17 protein-coding genes are annotated in these 17,208 nt (G+C 63.4%); 8 read left to right on the forward strand and 9 right to left on the reverse strand.

Annotated elements, in window-relative coordinates:
- Positions 1-6 precede the first annotated feature (6 nt).
- Complete coding sequence (locus tag BG57_RS22375) at positions 7-1,551, reverse strand: FGGY-family carbohydrate kinase (protein ID WP_035968186.1); 1,545 nt, start codon at positions 1,549-1,551, stop codon at positions 7-9.
- Positions 1,552-1,620: 69 nt separating this feature from the next.
- Entirely contained in the window at positions 1,621-1,887 is a 267-nt protein-coding gene (locus BG57_RS32685) for a hypothetical protein (protein WP_152562668.1), read from the reverse strand.
- Between BG57_RS32685 and dalD the strand changes: the two genes are divergently transcribed.
- From dalD to BG57_RS22390, 3 genes are all read left to right on the forward strand, one after another.
- Complete coding sequence (gene dalD / locus BG57_RS22380; protein ID WP_035968187.1) at positions 1,886-3,286, forward strand: D-arabinitol 4-dehydrogenase; 1,401 nt, start codon at positions 1,886-1,888, stop codon at positions 3,284-3,286. The two genes, BG57_RS32685 and dalD, sit on opposite strands and share 2 nt — an antisense overlap.
- 111 nt (positions 3,287-3,397) lie before the next feature.
- Positions 3,398-4,879 (forward strand): xylulokinase, encoded by a 1,482-nt coding sequence (xylB, locus tag BG57_RS22385; protein WP_035968188.1) that lies wholly within the window; start codon positions 3,398-3,400, stop codon positions 4,877-4,879.
- 1,018 nt (positions 4,880-5,897) lie between these two features.
- Positions 5,898-6,845, forward strand: coding sequence for a sugar-binding transcriptional regulator (locus tag BG57_RS22390; RefSeq protein WP_035968190.1), 948 nt, complete (start codon positions 5,898-5,900; stop codon positions 6,843-6,845).
- 17 nt (positions 6,846-6,862) lie between these two features.
- Here BG57_RS22390 and BG57_RS22395 read toward each other — a convergent pair whose 3' ends face one another.
- From BG57_RS22395 to BG57_RS22425, 7 genes are all read right to left on the reverse strand, one after another.
- Positions 6,863-7,726, reverse strand: a complete 864-nt coding sequence (locus BG57_RS22395; protein ID WP_035968192.1) for an MOSC domain-containing protein — start codon at positions 7,724-7,726, stop codon at positions 6,863-6,865.
- 65 nt (positions 7,727-7,791) lie between these two features.
- Positions 7,792-8,943 (reverse strand): ABC transporter ATP-binding protein, encoded by a 1,152-nt coding sequence (locus BG57_RS22400; protein WP_035968193.1) that lies wholly within the window; start codon positions 8,941-8,943, stop codon positions 7,792-7,794.
- Positions 8,944-8,979: 36 nt separating this feature from the next.
- Positions 8,980-9,648, reverse strand: coding sequence for an HAD family hydrolase (locus tag BG57_RS22405; protein WP_035968195.1), 669 nt, complete (start codon positions 9,646-9,648; stop codon positions 8,980-8,982).
- Positions 9,649-9,703: 55 nt separating this feature from the next.
- On the reverse strand, positions 9,704-10,555 hold the full coding sequence (locus BG57_RS22410) for a carbohydrate ABC transporter permease (RefSeq protein ID WP_035968196.1): 852 nt from the start codon (positions 10,553-10,555) through the stop codon (positions 9,704-9,706).
- Positions 10,552-11,487 carry a carbohydrate ABC transporter permease gene (locus tag BG57_RS22415; RefSeq protein ID WP_035968198.1) on the reverse strand — a complete coding sequence of 312 codons (936 nt, stop codon included), beginning with the start codon at positions 11,485-11,487 and terminating at the stop codon, positions 10,552-10,554. Before BG57_RS22415 ends, BG57_RS22410 begins: the two co-directional genes overlap by 4 nt.
- 67 nt (positions 11,488-11,554) lie before the next feature.
- Positions 11,555-12,853 (reverse strand): ABC transporter substrate-binding protein, encoded by a 1,299-nt coding sequence (locus BG57_RS22420; RefSeq protein WP_052005943.1) that lies wholly within the window; start codon positions 12,851-12,853, stop codon positions 11,555-11,557.
- Between the two features lie 254 nt (positions 12,854-13,107).
- Positions 13,108-13,881: an L-iditol 2-dehydrogenase gene (locus BG57_RS22425; RefSeq protein ID WP_035968201.1), complete on the reverse strand. Its 774-nt coding sequence runs from the start codon at positions 13,879-13,881 to the stop codon at positions 13,108-13,110.
- A 634-nt stretch (positions 13,882-14,515) separates the two neighbouring features.
- Here BG57_RS22425 and BG57_RS22430 point away from each other — a divergent pair.
- The 5 genes from BG57_RS22430 to BG57_RS33895 all read left to right on the forward strand — a co-directional run.
- Positions 14,516-15,130 (forward strand): hypothetical protein, encoded by a 615-nt coding sequence (locus tag BG57_RS22430; RefSeq protein WP_035968204.1) that lies wholly within the window; start codon positions 14,516-14,518, stop codon positions 15,128-15,130.
- Complete coding sequence (locus BG57_RS22435) at positions 15,127-15,564, forward strand: hypothetical protein (protein ID WP_035968207.1); 438 nt, start codon at positions 15,127-15,129, stop codon at positions 15,562-15,564. Before BG57_RS22430 ends, BG57_RS22435 begins: the two co-directional genes overlap by 4 nt.
- Positions 15,565-15,675: 111 nt before the next feature.
- Positions 15,676-16,143, forward strand: coding sequence for a Fur family transcriptional regulator (locus BG57_RS22440; RefSeq protein ID WP_035968211.1), 468 nt, complete (start codon positions 15,676-15,678; stop codon positions 16,141-16,143).
- A complete protein-coding gene (locus BG57_RS22445) occupies positions 16,140-17,063 on the forward strand; it encodes a metal ABC transporter solute-binding protein (protein WP_371875834.1) in 924 nt (307 codons plus the stop codon). Before BG57_RS22440 ends, BG57_RS22445 begins: the two co-directional genes overlap by 4 nt.
- Positions 17,051-17,208 (forward strand): ATP-binding cassette domain-containing protein (locus tag BG57_RS33895; protein ID WP_152562669.1); only part of this gene is annotated, 158 nt, incomplete at its 3' end. The genes BG57_RS22445 and BG57_RS33895, both read left to right, overlap by 13 nt.

Genomic DNA, 17,208 nt, shown 5'->3' on the forward strand with positions numbered 1-17,208 from the left:
GTTGCGCTATTCGGCGCGCAGCCGGTGCATCGCGTCCTTGAGCGCCGGATAGAGATCGACGTACACGCCGAACCGCTCCTGATACACGCGCTGCCGCCCGGCGTCGGGCGTCGCGCGCTCGACGAGCGTGACCCATCCGCCTTCGGCGGTTTCGCGTGAGATGAGTCCCGCACCGAGCGCCGCGAGCAGGGCCGCCCCCATCGCGGCTTCGACTTCCTGTTCGATCGACACGACCGGATATCCGGTCACATCCGCGATGATCTGCATCCACAAGTCCGAATGCGCCGCGCCGCCGACGACGATCAGCCGGTCATCCAGCGATTGCGCCCCGCGCCGCCCCGCCTCCATGTTGTGCTTCAGCGCGAATGCGACGCCTTCGAGCACCGCGCGATACAGCGTCGCCCGCGTGTGAAAGAGATTGAGGCCGACGAAGGTGCCGCTCGCACGGGCGTCCCAGACCGGGCTGCGCTCGCCCATCAGATACGGCAGAAACACGACGCCATCCGATCCCGCCGCGACCTTCGACGCCGCCTCTTCCAGCAGCCGATGCGCGTCGCCGTGCGGCGACTGCTTCGCGGCTTCGATCTCGGCCTGGCAGAACTGATCGCGATACCACGCGACGCACGCGCCCGCCGTGCTCGCGCCGCCGAACACGTAGAGATCGCGCTTGCCGTTGTAGACGTGCGGCATCGACACGAGGCCGTGCCGTGCATCGACGCTCTGGTTGATGTAGCCCCAGCACATGCTCGTGCCGATCATCGCGACGTGATGCCCCGCCTGCGTGACGCCGGCGGCGAAGGTGGCGACGGCCGCATCGACGCCGCCCGCGACGACCGGCGTGCCGGCGGCGAGCCCCAGCTGGTCGGCCCATTGCGGCAGGAGTCCGCCCACCACGTCCGACGATTCGACGAGCCGCTCGGGCATCATCGACGCGGGAATGCCGAGCATATCGAGCGCTTCGTGCGACCACGCGCGGCCGTTCACGTCGTACACGCCGCCGATGTTGCCGGCCGAGCTATGGTCCACCGCCAGTTCGCCGGTCAGCCGCTGGATCACGAACGCGTTCGGCGGCAGCAGCCAGCGCGTCCTGCTCCAGACATCCGGCCGATGATTGCGCAGCCACAGCATCTTCGTGAAACCGTAGTAACTGTCGACGCCATTGCCCGTGATCGCCGCGAGCCGCGTGACATCGACGTGCTCGCGCACCCAGTCGACTTCGGCCGTCGCGCGCCGGTCCATCCAGATGAGGCACGGATGGAGCGGCTCGATGTGTTCATCGACCGGAACGCCCGAACCGCCATAAAGACTGCTCACGCATAGCGATTTGATCTGCCGCGCGTCGACGCCCTGCTCCTTCGCCTTCGCGACGCACGCCGCGATGCATGCGGTCACGGCGTCGAACCAGACTTGCGGCCATTGCTCGGCCCAGAGCGGCTTCGGCGTGTCGGGATGGTAGGCGCTCGAATGCTGCGCGACGATCGCGCCTTGCGTATCGACGAGCAGCGCCTTCGTGCTCTGCGTCCCGATGTCGATGCCGATCACATAGTCCATTCGCGTCTCCTATCTTTCTATCGTTATGGTGCGCCTGTCGTTTCGAACCGAAGCCGCATGCACCTTCCGTCAATCGAGGCCGCGTTGACTATCCGGGTAATTCCCGATCAGCGACGACGCGCGTTCTGGTGCGGTGCAGCGTCGAAGGCCAGACGCCAGCCCTAAGGCGTGACGCCGTGCGGCATGGGCGAATCGCGCCGCATCGCAACGACGATGCAGCCGCGCCGCGCCTTGACTTTCGGGATAGCGGATAAGATCATTCGACCACCTATCGAGCAAATGTTCAGTCAGCCGTCCACGCAGAACGGGCGCATAGCCAAAGGGAAGAGAAGACATGAGTAGCGAAGCCAGCGTTGCAAAGGCGAGTGCGAACGTGATCCTGCACATCGGGGCGGGATCGTTTCATCGCGCGCATCAGGCGTGGTATCTGCACCGGCTGATCGAATCCGGCGATGCGAGCTGGTCGCTTGCCGTCGGCAACATTCGCGGCGACATGAACGCCGTGCTCGATGCGCTCGCCGCGCAAAACGGCGAGTACACGCTCGAGACCGTGACGCCGCAGGGCGAGCGCGAATACGAACGGGTGAAATCGATCAAAAAGGTCGTGCCGTGGTCCGCCGATCTCGCGCAACTGATCGCGACGGGCGCCGCGCCGGACTGCAGGATCGTGTCGTTCACCGTGACCGAGGGCGGCTATTACCTCGACGAGCACGACAGGCTCGACACGGCCAACGCCGACCTCGCCGCCGATCTAAAGGGCGCAAAAACGACGATCTATGGCGCGCTGGCCGCCATCCTCGATGCGCGTATGAAAAACGGCGCGGGCAAGGTCTCGCTGCAGAACTGCGACAACCTGCGCAGCAACGGCGATCGCTTTAAGGCGGGCATGCTCGAGTTTCTGCAATTGCGCGGCGAAACCGCGCTGCGCGACTGGATGATCGCGAATACGTCGTGTCCGAACTCGATGGTCGATCGCATCACGCCGCGCCCGACGCCCGATGTCGCCGAGCGCGTGAAAGCCGCGACCGGCTTCGACGATCGCGCGCCGGTGATGGGCGAGAAGTTCATCCAGTGGGTGATCGAGGACGAGTTCTGCGCGGGCCGTCCCGCGTGGGAGAAGGTCGGCGCGGAGATGGTCGAATCGGTGCTGCCGTATGAAGAGGCGAAGATCCGCATTCTCAACGCGAGCCATAGCTGCATTGCGTGGGCGGGGACGCTCGTCGGCCTGCAATATATTCACGAAGGCACCCAGGACATGGAAATTCGCGCGCTCGCGGAAGCCTATGTCACCGAGGACGTGATTCCCTGCCTCACGCCGAGCCCGATCGACCTCGCGAAGTATCGCGACGTGGTGCTCGACCGCTTCAGCAATCCGTACATCAAGGACACGAACCAGCGCGTCGCGGCGGACGGGTTCTCGAAGCTGCCGGGCTTTATCGCGCCGACGCTGTCGGAATGCTTCGCGCGCAATGTCGATCCGGACGCGACGGCGGTTCTCCCCGCGCTCTTCTTCCGCTTCCTCGAACGGTGGCACGAGAACAGGCTGCCGTATGCGTATCAGGACGGCGTGATGGACCCAGCCGTCGCGCATGGCTACTTCACGGCGAGCGATCCGGTCAAGGCGTTCGTCGCCGACAAGCTCCTTTGGGGCAGCATGGCGCAGACCGAGAATCTCGAGCGCGTGATGCGCAAGGCGATCGCACGGGTGGATGCGTGGCTCGCGAATCGTCCGTAGGCGTGCTGGCTAAGCGCCGCTCCGGTATTGTGCTCATGGCGCGGCGTCACGCACGGCGTTAAATTCCCTGTTTCTGCCGGATGAGTCCCGGCCTCGACCAAGGCATCGTTCATGTACTTAGGCATCGACCTCGGCACCTCCGAAGTGAAAGTGCTGCTGCTTGCGGGCGACGGCAGCGTCGTCGGCACGGCGGGCACGCCGTTCACGGTATCGCGCCCCAAGCCGCGCTGGTCGGAACAGAATCCGCTCGACTGGTGGGACGGCACGCGCGCCGCGCTCTTCAGGCTGCGCGAGAAGTATCCGGCGGAGTTTGCGCAGGTTCGCGGCATCGGGCTGTCCGGTCAGATGCACGGCGCGGTGCTGCTCGATTCCACTGATCGCGTGCTGCGTCCCGCGATTCTCTGGAACGACATGCGCAGCGACAAGGAGTGCGCCGAGTTGTACGAGCGTGCGCCGCATCTGCACGAGATCGCCGGCAATCTGGCGATGCCGGGCTTTACTGCGCCGAAGCTGCTCTGGGTGAGGCACAACGAGCCGGACATCTTTGCGCAGACCGCGTGCGTGTTGCTGCCGAAGGATTATTTGCGCATGCATTTGACGGGCACGAAGGTGTCCGATCCATCGGATGCGGCGGGAACGTTGTGGCTCGACGTGGCGCGCCGCGACTGGTCCGACGAACTGCTTGCCGCGTGCGGAATGTCGCGCCAGCAGATGCCATCGCTGGCCGAGGGCAGCGAGCCTTCGGGCACCTTGCTGCCGGAGCTGGCGGCGGAGCTTGGCTTGCGTGATGACGTGATCGTGGCAGCGGGCGGCGGAGACAATGCGGCGAGCGCGGTGGGCATCGGTGCGACTGAACCGGGCGATGGTTTCCTGTCGCTGGGCACATCGGGCGTGCTGTGCGTGGTGGGCGACCGGTTCCGGCCGAATCCGACGTCGGCGGTGCATGCGTTTTGCCATGCGATTCCGGACCGGTGGCATCAGATGAGCGTGGTGTTATCGGCGGCGAGCTGTCTGCGCTGGGTATGCAAGCTGACGTCCACGGATGAGCCGACTTTGCTTGCTGAGGTGGAGGCTTTGCCGGCGGAGGTTTTGACCACTGCGCCGTTGTTCTTGCCTTACCTGAGCGGTGAGCGCACGCCGCATAACGATCCTTATGCGCAGGGCGTGTTTTTCGGCATGACGCATGCGACGGATCGTGCTTTGCTCGGCTATTCGGTGCTCGAAGGCGTGACGCTCGCATTGACCGATGGGCTGGATGCTTTGCAGTCCGCCGGAACGCAGACGCGGGCATTGTCGATGTTGGGCGGCGGCGCCCGCAGCGCGTACTGGGGGCAGATGTTCGCCGATGCGTTCAATACGCCTACGCGGACGCACGGCGGCGGGGAAACCGGGGCTGCGCTCGGGGCCGCACGGTTGGGGTGGCTTGCAGCCGGGGGCGATCCTGCGGTCGTGCTTGCGAAGCCTTCCGTCAAGCAGGAGTTCTCGCCGGACGGCGAACGGCATCTCGTCTTGCGGCAGCGGCTTAAAGGGTTTCGTGAGCTTTATCAGCATGTGCGGCCTTTGTTTGATGTTTCTCGGCCTCGGTTAATTTGATTTCTTTCTTTGCTCGTGGCACGGGGGGTGGTCAGTCTTCGCTTTCGTGAAGCTTGGTTTCGTGTCGGTCTATTAGCTCGCCCCTCCCCGGGGCGGGGGTCACTTTCTTTGCCGCTGCAAAGAAAGTAACCAAAGAAAGCAGCTTTTTTTCGAACCGCCCAATCCACTAACTTGCGTGGCCACTCCGTAGAACAGCGGTGGCACTCAGCTTGATAGAGCCTTGAATCACCTTCCGCGCCCGCTGACTACTAACGTCCTCCGAGCCCCTTGGCTCGTTAACACCAACGCAGATCTAAACGCAATGCGCCATCAAGCGCGAACGCTAGCCGCCAAGCGGCGACGACCCTACGCCAGTTCCCCTGCGAGACGTTAGGCAGTTACATTGAACGTCAATCGAGAAAGAAGCTTCTGTCTTTGCTGTGCTTGCTGTGCTTGCTGTGCTTGCTGTGCTTGCTGTGCTTGCTGTGCTTGCTGTGCTCGCTGTCTTTGCTGTCTTGCGCCGCTTATGTCGCGCTTGCTGTGTTTGCTAGTTTTGCTGCGTTTGCGGTGCGTGCTGTCTTTGCTGTAGTGTTTGGAGAGGTGGGAGTTTGCGGTTGGCTGTGTGCGAGTGAGGTTTTGTCGAGCCAAGGGGCTCGGAGGACGTTAGTTGTCAGCGGGCGTGGAAGGTGATTCAAGGCTCTTTCAAGCTGAGTGCCACCGATGTTCTACGAAGTGAGCACACAGGTCAGTGCTTCGGGCCAAAAAAGCTGCTTTCTTTGGTTACTTTCTTTGCATGGGACCAGAGTAAGGCGCTAAAGCGCCAACTCTGGTCGACAGCCAAGAAAGTGACCCCCGCCCCGGGGAGGGGCGCGCTAATAGACCGACACGAATAACCGAAGAAAAACCTCCGCCCGCAAAGGGGCACCCCACCAGACCGACACGAATAACCGAAGAAGAAACCCCGCCCCGCAAACGGACACCCCCCAGACCAACACAAATTAAAGCTCAACACCAAAAGAAGAGAACGACGAACCCCAAAGTGCCAAAATCCAACGAAAAGCTCGACCTGGCAACCCGCGCAGCGTGGCTGTACTACGTCGCCGGCAACACGCAGAACGAGATCGCCGAGAAGTTACAAATCTCGCGCCCGGTCGCGCAACGCCTCGTGGCCTTCGCCGTAGAAAAAAACCTCATCCGCGTGCGCGTCGATCACCGCATCGCCGATTGCCTGTCGCTCGCGCAACAGCTCTGCGACCGCTACGGCCTCGCGCTGTGCGAAGTCGTGCCCATCGACGGCGACAACACCGAACAAGTCGACCGCAAGCTCGCCGTCGCCGGAGCGCAAGTCATGGAGCGCTATCTCACCGACGAAAAACCCATCGTCGTCTCCATCGGCAGCGGACGCACGCTCAAGGCAGTCGTCGCGCAAATCGGACAGATCGACCGGCCACAGCATCGCTTCGTGTCGATGGTCGGCGCCATCGCGCAAGACGGATCGTTCAATCGCTACGACGTCGCCCAGCAACTCTCCGAAAAAACCGGCGGCAAGCACTTCATGCTGCCCGCGCCGCTCATGGCCGACAGCGAAGCCGAACGCGCGCAATGGGTCAATCACCGGCTATACCGCATCGTCGACGAACTCGCGCAACAGGCCGATGTGGCCTTCGTCGGCATCGGCAACATCGGCATCAACTGTCCGCTGCACGAAGACGGCTTCATCACGCGCGGCGAAGTCGAAGAGATGATGCAAGGCGGCGCGGTCGCCGAATGGCTCGGGCTGCCCATCGACGCAGAAGGCAAGCGCGTCACGTCGACGACAGGCGCACGCGTCACGAGCCTCAAGCTCGATTCGCCGCCGAAGCGTCCGACCATCGGCTTCGCAGGCGGCGAGCGCAAACGCAACGCGCTGATCGCCGCGCTCAAAGGTCAGTGGCTCTCCGGGCTCGTCACCGACGAACTGTGCGCCCGCGCCGCGCTGGACGCTTGACTCCTCGACTCTGAAGCTCAGAACGCGATCTCGGCTTCGACTGCTTGCCCCGCTTCGAGCGCGATGCCCTCGCCATCGACGACAATCGCGTTCTTCCCGAACGTCAGTTTGCCGCCATGCTGCTCGCTCGCGCGATACGTGCTCATCGTGTCGAGCGGCTCGTGCGGCCACGCGGGATTCGGCGCGCCGGTAAGCTGATCGATCGTCGGTACAGGGCAGCGCGTGCAGAGCTTGACGAGCCGCAGCCGCACATCGCCGCTCGACGCGCGAATCCGCATGTCGCCGACATAGTCTTCCTCGAACGCATCCAGCCCGCCGACGACCACGTTCGGCCGGAACCGGTCCGCCGATATCGCCGGCGCGCCCTTCTGCACGAGACGCGCGTTGAGATCGTCGAGCGATGCCTGACCGAGCACGAGCAGCGGGAAACCATCGGCGAAGCGCGTTTGCGTGTCGATAGGCGCGGTCCATTTCTCATCGACCGCGCGGCGAGCGTCCGGCCCGAAGCGCGCGAGCTTGGCCGATACGCCGAGAAAATCACCGAGCCATTGCGACGTTTCACGGCCCGTGTCGAGCGCATCGACCGTGTCGCCCCATACCGTCGCCTGCATGCGGTCCGTGCCGTTCAGCGCACGGACATCAAGCGGCGTGCGCAAGGTCGGCATGCCGGCCGCGCTGAGCGTCAAATGATCGCCGTCGAATGCGGTCCGAATCAGCGCCATGCGCGGGTGGGTGCGCTGCGTGATCATGCCGCCCGATGCGTCGGTGACCATCCAGTTGCGGTCGTATTCGAGGCCTGTTTCGAGCAGCGTCGCGCGTTGCAGGGCGATGCCCGCGCAGGACTTGACCGGATAGACGAAGAGTTCGTTGATGACGGGCATGGTGGTCGATGGATGAGCGAATCCGAACCGGCATTATCGCGCGTCCATCGACCAGACAAAGCGGCTTACGCCGAAGCGCGCATCGGCCTCACTTCCGGATGCTCCTTCAGATAAGCCTCGACCACGTTGCGCTGGAACGCCTGCCCTTCCGCGTCGAACATATGGCAGTGATCCGGCTCCGCGCCGAGCCTCAGCTTCTCGCCGCGCGCATGCTTTTCCAGCGGCGGAATGCGCGAGATGAGGCCATCGGGCGCGACCTGCGTTTCCGCGTAGAGATACGCGGCGTCGCCGAGCGTTTCGACCGTCATCGTCGATGCGGACACGCCATACTCGCTCGATGCCGTCACCGGCTGCAAATGCTCCGGCCGGATGCCGACCGTCACCGCATCGCCCGCCTTTGCATTGCCGGGCAGCACGCCGGCGAGTTGCGTTTCGCCGGTCGCGTACTTCACGAGCACGCCGCCGTCACGCACCTGCACCACGGTGCCCGACAAAAAGTTCATCTTCGGAGAGCCGATGAAGCCCGCCACGAACTTGTTCGCCGGCGCGTGATACAGCGTGTTCGGCGTGCCGACCTGTTCGACGTTGCCCGCCGACAGCACGACGATCTTGTCCGCGAGCGTCATCGCTTCCACCTGATCGTGCGTCACGTAGATCATCGTCGTCTTGAGATCGTCGTGAAGACGCGCGAACTCGAGGCGCATCTTTACGCGCAACGCGGCGTCGAGATTCGAGAGCGGCTCGTCGAACAGAAAGACCTTCGGCTTGCGCGTGATCGCGCGGCCGATTGCGACGCGCTGGCGCTGGCCGCCCGACAATTGCTTGGGCTTCCTGTCCAGCAGATGATCGATGTGCAGAATCTTCGCGGCCTGCTTCACCGCCGCGTCGATGGCCGGCTTCTTCTCGCCCGCGAGCTTGAGGCCGAAAGCCATGTTGTCGTAGAGCGTCATGTGCGGATAAAGCGCGTACGACTGAAACACCATCGCGATGCCGCGCTTCGCGGGCGGCAGGTCGTTCACGCGTGTGCCGTCGATCATCAGTTCGCCGCCGCTGATGTCTTCGAGACCCGCGATCATGCGCATCAGCGTGGACTTGCCGCAGCCCGATGGCCCGACGAACACGACGAACTCGCCGTCATCGATATCGAGGTTGACGCTCTTCATCACCTCGGTGTCTTCGTATCGCTTGTTGATATTGCGCAGGGTCAGGCTAGCCATGATGTTGTCTCTCCATGCATTCTTGGGTCACGCGCGCTATTTCGCCTCGAACGTCGCGTGCTTGAGCCATTGATCGACCAGCGCGGGCAGGCGCGCCATATCGTCGAACACGATTTCAGCGCCCGCGCGCTCGAGCGCGCCGATCTGCCCTTCGGTCGCATGTCCGCCGCCGATGAAGCCGAGCACCGGCATGCCCGCCGCCTTCGCCGCCGTCACGCCCGTCACGCTGTCCTCGACGACGAGACAGCGCAGCGGATCGACGCCCATCGCGCGAGCCGCCGCGAGATACACGTCGGGCGCGGGCTTCGGATTCGCAACCATGTCCGCGCAGAAACGCCGCTCGCCGAAGAAGCGCACGAGGCCGGTGCGTTGCAGCACGGTATCGACATACGAAGAAAAGCTATTGCTCGCGCAGGCCTTGTTGAGCGGCACCGCAGCGAGCGCCGCTTCGATGCCTTCCACGGGCGGCGCCTGCACCGCTGCCGCTTCGACGGACCGCCGGATCGCGACGACCTGCTCCGGCGTGAGCGTGCGATTCACCGTATCGGCCGCGCTCGCAAGCACCGCTTCGATGCGCAAGCCGAGCAGCGGCATCACCACCGGCTCGACATCGACGCCCGGCCATAACGCCTCGAGCTCGGTCACGAGCATGCGCGCCGCCACGGCTTCGCTGTCGATCAACACGCCGTCGCAATCGCAGATCATCAGGCGATCTTCGAGGTTGGCCGCTTCGAATGAACTTGATGTCACGAGCCCGCCCTCACTTGACCGCGCCGAACGTCAGACCGCGCACCAGCTGCTTCTGCGACAGCCAGCCGACGATCAGAATTGGCGCGACCGCCAGCAGCGAAGCCGCCGAGAGCTTGGCCCAGAACAAGCCTTCCGGACTCGAATACGACGCGATGAACACCGTCAGCGGCGCAGCGTTCGAGCTCGACAAGTTGATGCTCCAGAATGCTTCGTTCCACGACAGGATGATGAGCAGCAGCCCCGTCGATGCAAGCCCCGGCAGCGCCATCGGCATGAGGAGATAGATGATCTCCTGCCACGTCGTCGCGCCGTCGATGCGCCCCGCTTCCAGGATGTCCTTCGGCACCTCGTTGAAGTACGTGAACGCCATCCACACCGCGATCGGCAGATTGATCAGCGTGTACACGATGATGAGACCGCTGACCGTATCGAGCAGGCCCGCGTTCTTCCACAGCAGATAGATCGGCACCAGCACGCCGACCGACGGCATCATCTTCGTCGAGAGCATCCACAGCAGCAGCTTCTGCGTTTTTCTCGTGGGAAAGAACGCCATCGCGTACGCGCACGGCACCGCCAGAATCAGGCAGATGACCGTGACGCCCACCGAGATCATCACCGAGTTCAGCGCGAAGCCGAAGTAATTGCTGCGCGCGAACACTTCGCGGAAGCTGTCGAGCGTCGGCGAGAAGATCAGCGACGACGCATACGCCTGCTGCTCGGTCTTGAACGCGGTGATCGTCATCCAGAAGATCGGGAAGAACAGCAGGATGGAGACGATCCACGCGACGACGCCGGGCACGATGCGCTTCACACGGTCCAGCACGGGCACGGAAGGCGCTGTGGTAACGGATTGCGTGCTCATGACTCGTACTCCCCTTTGAGGTTCTTCGCGAGCATGCGAACGAGGAAGAACGCAACGATGTTCGCCAGAATGACCGCCAGAATGCCGCCCGCCGATGCGAGACCCACGTCGAATTGCTGAAGGCCGAGCGCGTAGATCAGGTACGAAAGGTTCGTCGTTGCGGTGCCGGGGCCGCCGCCGGTGGTCGTATAAATTTCAGCGAAGATGGAGAGCAGGAAGATGGTTTCCATCATCACGACGACCGCGATCGCGCGCTTCAAATGCGGCAACGTGATGAAGAAGAACATCGAGAACGGGCCTGCTCCGTCGATGCGCGCCGCTTCCTTCTGCTCCTGATCGAGCGATTGAATCGCGGTGAAGAGAATAAGGAACGCGAACGGCAGCCACTGCCACGCGACGATCACGATCACCGCGAAGAGCGGATAGTCCGCGAACCAGTCGATCGGCTGAAGCCCGAGCGATCGCATCAGCGAGGCGACGAGACCATACACCGGATGCAGGATCATGTTCTTCCAGATCAGCGCCGAGACCGTGGGCATCACGAAGAACGGCGCGATCACGAGCAGCCGCGCGATGCCCTGCCCCACGAACTTGCGGTCGAACAGCACGGCGAGCAGCACGCCGCCGATAACCGTGATCGCCAGCACTGAGATGATCAGCGTCAGCGTATGACCGATGGACGGCCCGAACGCCGGATCGGTGACGAGGAACTCGAAGTTGTCGAAGCCCGCGAATCCTTTGACATCGGGATTGAGCAGGTTGTAGCGCGAGAACGAAAACCAGATCGTCATCGCGAGCGGAATGGCCATCCACAGGAACAGCAATCCGGACGATGGCGTGATGAGCCAGCGGACCGACTTCGCGCGCTTCTTGTCGCGCTCGGCGGCGGACTCCTCGAAGTGATCGGTGATGGCGGGATTCAGTTGACGCATGATCGTGTCACCTCTCGATGATGCCAGCGGGCCGCGCCGCATCGTGCGGCCCGCACACTGCGTGGATTTACTTCTGATACCCGGCTTGCTTGACTGCGCGATCGGCTGCCGCGTTGGCCGCCTTCAGCGCATTGTCGACGCTTGTCTGCCCGGCGACGACGCCGGCAATCGACTGTCCGACGACAGTGCCGAACGACTGGAACTCGGGAATGCCGACGAACTGGATGCCGCTATACGGCACCTTCTTCAGCGACGAATCGTTCGGGTCCGCGGTCTCGATCGCCTTCAGCACGAAGTCGCCGAACGGCGCGGCCTGCTTGTACTCGGGCCGCGCATAGGTGGACTTGCGCGTGCCCGGCGGCACCGACGCCCAGCCTTCGTCCTTGCCGACCATCTCGATGTATTCCTTCGACGTGGCCCACGCGGCGAACTTCTTCGCGGCATCCTGCTGCTTCGACGTCTTCGGCACCGCGAGCGACCACGACCACAGCCAGTGCGAACCCTTCGGCGTGACCTGCGTCGGCGCGGCGGCGAAACCGATCTTGTCCGCGACTTGCGATTGCGACTTGTTGTAGAGCATGCCGGCCGCGACAGTGGCATCGATCCACATCGCGCACTTGCCGGACGACATCAGCGTAAGGTTTTCGTTGAAGCCGTTCGAGCTGGCTCCCGGGGGGCCGTCGTTCTTCAGCAGGTCGGCGTAGAAGGAAACGGCCTTGTGCCACTCGGGGGAATCGAGCTGCGCCTTCCATTGCTCGTCGAACCATCGGCCGCCGAAGGTATTCACCACCGTCGAGACGAAAGCCATGTTCTCGCCCCAGCCCGCCTTGCCGCGCAGACAGATGCCGTACTGGCCCTTCGACTTGTCGGTGAGCTTGTCCGCGAACTGCTTGATCTGGTCGTAGGTCGGCTGGTCCGGCATCTTCAGGCCAGCGGCCTGGAAAAGGTCCTTGCGGTAATACGTCATCGAGCTTTCGACGTAGAACGGCAGCGCGTAAAGCTGGCCGTTGTACGAGAGGCCGTCGCGGGCGGTCTTCACGACATCGTCGAGATCGTAATTGGCGGGCAGGCCGGTCATCGGCGAAAGCCAGCCGCGCTTGCCCCACTGCGGCGCTTCATACGTGCCGATGGTCAGTACGTCGAACTGGCCGCTGTTGGTGGTGATGTCGGTCGTTGCGCGCTGGCGCAGCACGTTCTCTTCGAGGATCACCCACTTGAGCTGAATGTCGGGATTCGCTTTCTCGAATGCCGGCGAGAGCTTCTTCAGCTCGATCATGTCCGGATTGTTGAGCGTCGCGATGGTGATGGTCGTCGCGGCTTGTGCGCTAAGCGGCACGAAAGCCGCGGTCGCGAGCGCGGCCGACATCGCCGACAGGGTCAGGAATGCGGTGGTGGCCCGCCGCGCGCGCGGCTGTGCTGGAACGATGCGTTGGGTGCGGTTCATTCGGTTCGTCTCCTTTTTCGTTAGCACGGGCGCAGGGACGGTCATCGAGGGCCGTCTGTCTGCCTTGTGTCGATGCGCGATGCACGTGTGAGTTGAGTGCATTCGCGCGGTTTCATCGTCCGCGACGCCGTTTCAATATAGACGGTGCGCCCGATGCTGCAAGGCGCGTGCGCGGATCAACTCATCCAGTTGCCGCCGTCCACGTTCAGGGTCTGGGCGGTGATGTAATCGGAATCGGCCGATGCAAGGAACAGCGCGGCGCCGGTCAGATCGGCGGGCACGCCCATGCGCCCGAGCGGCACTTCCTCGCCGACGATGCGTTTCTTTTCGCCGAGCGGCCGGTTTTCGTAGCGTGCGAAGAGCGCATCGACCTGCTCCCACATCGGGGTATCGACGACGCCCGGCGCGATGCCGTTCACGTTGATGCGTTCTTTCGCGAGCGCGAGCGCCGCTGATTGCGTGTAGCTGATAACTGCCGCCTTCGTGGCGCAATAGTGGGCGACGAGCGCCTCGCCGCGCCGCCCCGCCTGCGACGACATGTTGATGATCTTGCCGCCCCGTCCCTGCTCGACCATGCGTGCGGCGACGGCCTGCATCAGGAAGAACATGCCCTTCACGTTGACCGCGAACAGGCGGTCGTACACGTCCCAGGATTCGTCGAGGATCGGGCGCATGTCGAAGAGCGCCGCGTTGTTGAACAGAATGTCGATGCCGCCGAAGCGCTCGACGGCGCTCGCCACGATGCGCTCGATGTCTTCCCGGCGCGTGACGTCCGCTCTGAGCGCGAGGACGCGGTCCGATGCGTCGGCGAAGCGTTGCGAGAGTTCCTGCTCGTCCTTGACGTCGACGATGACGAGCTTCGCGCCTTCGTCGAGATAACGCCGCGCGACCGCCTCACCGATTCCGCTCGCCGCGCCTGTGATGACCGCGATCTTGTCTTTCAGTCTCACCGATGTCTCCGGGTCTTCGTTCGGCGCGATGGTGAGCGAACGCTCTGCGACCGAACAATTGCTCGTTGTGTGATCGAATGATCGGTGCTGGACGAGGCGATGTCAAGGTGGGAAAACGAGGCATCGATGGTGCAGTGCGCCAACTTGCGGGTTGCTGCCGCTGCGCGCCTCACGGTTTATCGGCCAATGCGCCGTTCTAGGATTGGTCTCGTTGACGAGCCGTGCGGCGCTCCGCAATGTTCTTCGTTTCCGCGAAGCACGCAATTGGCTCTGCGTGGCAGGCGACCGCGGTATCGAAGACGTCAAGTTTGCGATGGGAACGCGATGCACGCCCGGCGGTGCGGACCTTTCGCGTTGACCGAAGCACTGCCGGCCCATTTGACAGCACACGGCTGACTTTCCGAAAGTCTGCCGCCCAGGACCGAACCAACCGATACGAATGAACACCCGCTTCAAGACGTTACTGTGCGCGATTGCGATACTCCTCCCCGCTTTCACAGCGAACGCTTCTGCGTCATCTCGGGACACGATTCCCATAAAAACCGTGGAGTCGTCCCATCCGCCCTATGTTGCGAAAATCGCGGGCGGACGACTCGTATCCATCGCATTGCAGCCTCGGCAACTGCCTCTGGACATGAGTGCGGCGAACTCCATCAAGTCGGAGACCGGAGACTTCAAGCCGGCGCGTTATTCGTTTCCCGACGCGGCCGTGCCGCAATCCGTGTTGTCCCATATGTCGGCCATCTATCACTACGATCGCCGCCGCGACGTTCCGATCGTGTCCTCGGGAGGCGACTGGGTCATCGCAGAATATTTCCGGGCGGGCTCGCACGTGCCGGTGTCTCGATTCCAGTTGCTCGGCAAACAAGTGCAACGTCAGGAGCTTCTCGACGGAAGCGGCAAGGCGGTGGAAGTCATCGTGGTCGGATGGGCGCCGCGCACGGCGAACGACGACGAGCAAGCAACCGACCCGTCCGCGCTCGGCGACCATCCGGCATGGATACGCGTGTTCAAGGTCACGCCGTCTGGAAAGAAGACGCTCGTCGCGCTGGCTTCGCGAAAGACGCGTTTCTCGGTTGCACCTGATACGTACGACGCGCCGAGGGACGATGAACTCGTGTTCGGCTTGCCGAACGGTCAGTCGAAATGGCGGACGAAAGCGGAGTTTTTCAAGGCGTGTCGTATCGATCTCGACGCCCGGAGCCTGGCTGGAGCTTCGCGTCCGGCGAAAGGACTGCGCACGCCATGAATGGTTGGCGTGGCCATCTCGCGGTCTGTATCGCGTCGGCGGTCTTGCTCATCGGTCAAGGATCGATTGCCACGGGCCAAGCGGCCGTTCCAGAGCGTGCGAATCCGAACGCACCGAGGACTGAGCCCGACCACTTCTATGTCGCACGACGCGGCGATGCATTCGAGTACGCAAAGATTCCCGTCAATAGCGTCGACGCGGAATCGCGAGTTCTCGTCTGGTTTCTCGGCGTCCGCAAGGGTGGGCCCGCCGTTCGTTACGAGGACGGTCTGAGCACCGGAACGCTGACGTGCCATGACGACTGCCAGTTCGTGCTGGGCGCCACTACAGCGCACGGAAAAGTCACGCATATCGGTCGAATCCGCGTGACGAACGACCCTCTCATCTACGCAATCATGCGAGACGCGCAGGCTGGCCGCCTGTCTCGCCGCTAAACGCGCCTCCGCAACACCCGGTGCCGACGGTCAAACGCGTGCACATCCCGTTGATACGTTATATCATCGCGACAATTCAATCGAAACGCCGCAAGCCGCGGCGACCACGACATGACCGCGTCCATCGAAACCATGCTCGCCCGCGCCGAAGCGCTCGCCGATGAGCGCGGCCTCGCGCTGACGCCGCTGCGTCGCCACGTCTACGAACTCGTGCTGAAGGCGCACAAGCCGATCGGTGCGTACGACCTCATCGACGCGATGGAGCCCAAACGCGGCGCGCGCGTGCCGCCGACGACCGTCTATCGCGCGCTGGACTTCCTCGTCGAAAACGGCCTCGTGCATCGCATCGAGTCGAAGAACGCGTTCGTCGCGTGCTGCGATGCCGGCAAGCCCCACGAAAGCCAGTTTCTCATCTGCGACGAATGCGGCGCGACGCTCGAAATCCAGGGCCGGGAACTCGCCTCGTCGCTGTCCGCGAATCCGACCGCGCATGGCTTTCAGGTGCGTCATCAGGTCGTCGAACTGAGCGGCCTGTGCAGCGACTGTCAGTTCAAACACCGCGCGCAGCACGGCGCATGACATTCCGCATCCCCACAAGGAAAACGATGAAACTCGCGCATGTCCTGACCTGCATCGCCGTTGCGTTCAGCCTCTGCCACACCGCCGCCGCGCAAACGCCGGCGCAAAACGCACGCGTAGCGATCGTCGCGGCAGAGAATTTTTATGGCGATGTCATCCGCCAGTTGGGCGGCGACCGCGTGGACGTGACGAGCATCCTCAGCAATCCGGACCAGGACCCGCATCTGTTCGAAGCCAGCCCCAAGACCGCGCGCGCGCTTCAGCATGCCGCGCTCGTCGTCTATAACGGCGCGGACTACGACCCGTGGATGGACAAGCTGCTCGGCGCATCGAAGGGCAACGGCAAGCGCACGGTGATCGTCGCGGCGCAGCTCACCGGCAAGAAGCCCGGCGACAATCCGCATCTCTGGTACGACCCGCCGACGATGCCCGCCGTCGCGAAAGCGGTGAGCGCGTATTTGTCGAGCGCGGACCCCGCGCACAAGAGCGGTTACGACGCGCGCCTCGCCGCTTTCCTCGATTCGCTGAAGCCCGTCGACGCGCGCATCGCGGTGATGAAGTCGCACTTCAAGGGCGTGCCCGTGACGGCGACCGAACCGGTATTCGGCTATATGGCCGATGCGATCGGCTTCGAGATGCGCAACCAGCGCTTCCAGGCCGCCGAGATGAACGAGACCGAGCCGAGCCCCGCCGACATCGCCGCGTTCGAGAAAGACCTGCGCGAGCGGCGCGTGCACGTGCTGATCTACAACAGCCAGGCGACGGGCGCGCTCACGCGGCGGCTGCTCGATGTCGCGAAGGACGCGCACGTGCCGAGCATCAGCGTGACGGAGACGCTGCCCGCCGGCAAGACCTATCAGCAATGGATGCAGACGCAACTCGACGCCCTCGCGGGCGCGCTGCAAGGATGGCAACGATGACGCACGAGCCACAGGCCGCGCTCGAAGTCGATCGCGTGACGCTCGAACTCGGCGGGCGCGCGATTCTCAACGACGCGAGCTTCACCGTGAACACCGGCGAATTCATCGGCGTGCTCGGGCCGAACGGCGCGGGCAAGACCACGCT

The sequence above is a fragment of the Caballeronia grimmiae genome, assembly GCF_000698555.1.
GTDB classification, from domain to species: Bacteria; Pseudomonadota; Gammaproteobacteria; order Burkholderiales; family Burkholderiaceae; genus Caballeronia; species Caballeronia grimmiae.

Excerpts from the sequence above, each read along its gene's own strand:
- BG57_RS22375 (WP_035968186.1), bottom strand. The coding sequence starts at position 1,551 with ATGGACTATGTGATCGGCATCGACATCGGGACGCAGAGCACGAAGGCG.
- dalD (WP_035968187.1), top strand. The coding sequence starts at position 1,886 with ATGAGTAGCGAAGCCAGCGTTGCAAAGGCGAGTGCGAACGTGATCCTG.
- BG57_RS32685 (WP_152562668.1), bottom strand. The coding sequence starts at position 1,887 with ATGTCTTCTCTTCCCTTTGGCTATGCGCCCGTTCTGCGTGGACGGCTG.
- xylB (WP_035968188.1), top strand. The coding sequence starts at position 3,398 with ATGTACTTAGGCATCGACCTCGGCACCTCCGAAGTGAAAGTGCTGCTG.
- BG57_RS22395 (WP_035968192.1), bottom strand. The coding sequence starts at position 7,726 with ATGCCCGTCATCAACGAACTCTTCGTCTATCCGGTCAAGTCCTGCGCG.
- BG57_RS22400 (WP_035968193.1), bottom strand. The coding sequence starts at position 8,943 with ATGGCTAGCCTGACCCTGCGCAATATCAACAAGCGATACGAAGACACC.
- BG57_RS22405 (WP_035968195.1), bottom strand. The coding sequence starts at position 9,648 with ATGATCTGCGATTGCGACGGCGTGTTGATCGACAGCGAAGCCGTGGCG.
- BG57_RS22410 (WP_035968196.1), bottom strand. The coding sequence starts at position 10,555 with ATGAGCACGCAATCCGTTACCACAGCGCCTTCCGTGCCCGTGCTGGAC.
- BG57_RS22415 (WP_035968198.1), bottom strand. The coding sequence starts at position 11,487 with ATGCGTCAACTGAATCCCGCCATCACCGATCACTTCGAGGAGTCCGCC.
- BG57_RS22420 (WP_052005943.1), bottom strand. The coding sequence starts at position 12,853 with ATGTCGGCCGCGCTCGCGACCGCGGCTTTCGTGCCGCTTAGCGCACAA.
- BG57_RS22430 (WP_035968204.1), top strand. The coding sequence starts at position 14,516 with ATGAGTGCGGCGAACTCCATCAAGTCGGAGACCGGAGACTTCAAGCCG.
- BG57_RS22435 (WP_035968207.1), top strand. The coding sequence starts at position 15,127 with ATGAATGGTTGGCGTGGCCATCTCGCGGTCTGTATCGCGTCGGCGGTC.
- BG57_RS22440 (WP_035968211.1), top strand. The coding sequence starts at position 15,676 with ATGACCGCGTCCATCGAAACCATGCTCGCCCGCGCCGAAGCGCTCGCC.
- BG57_RS22445 (WP_371875834.1), top strand. The coding sequence starts at position 16,140 with ATGACATTCCGCATCCCCACAAGGAAAACGATGAAACTCGCGCATGTC.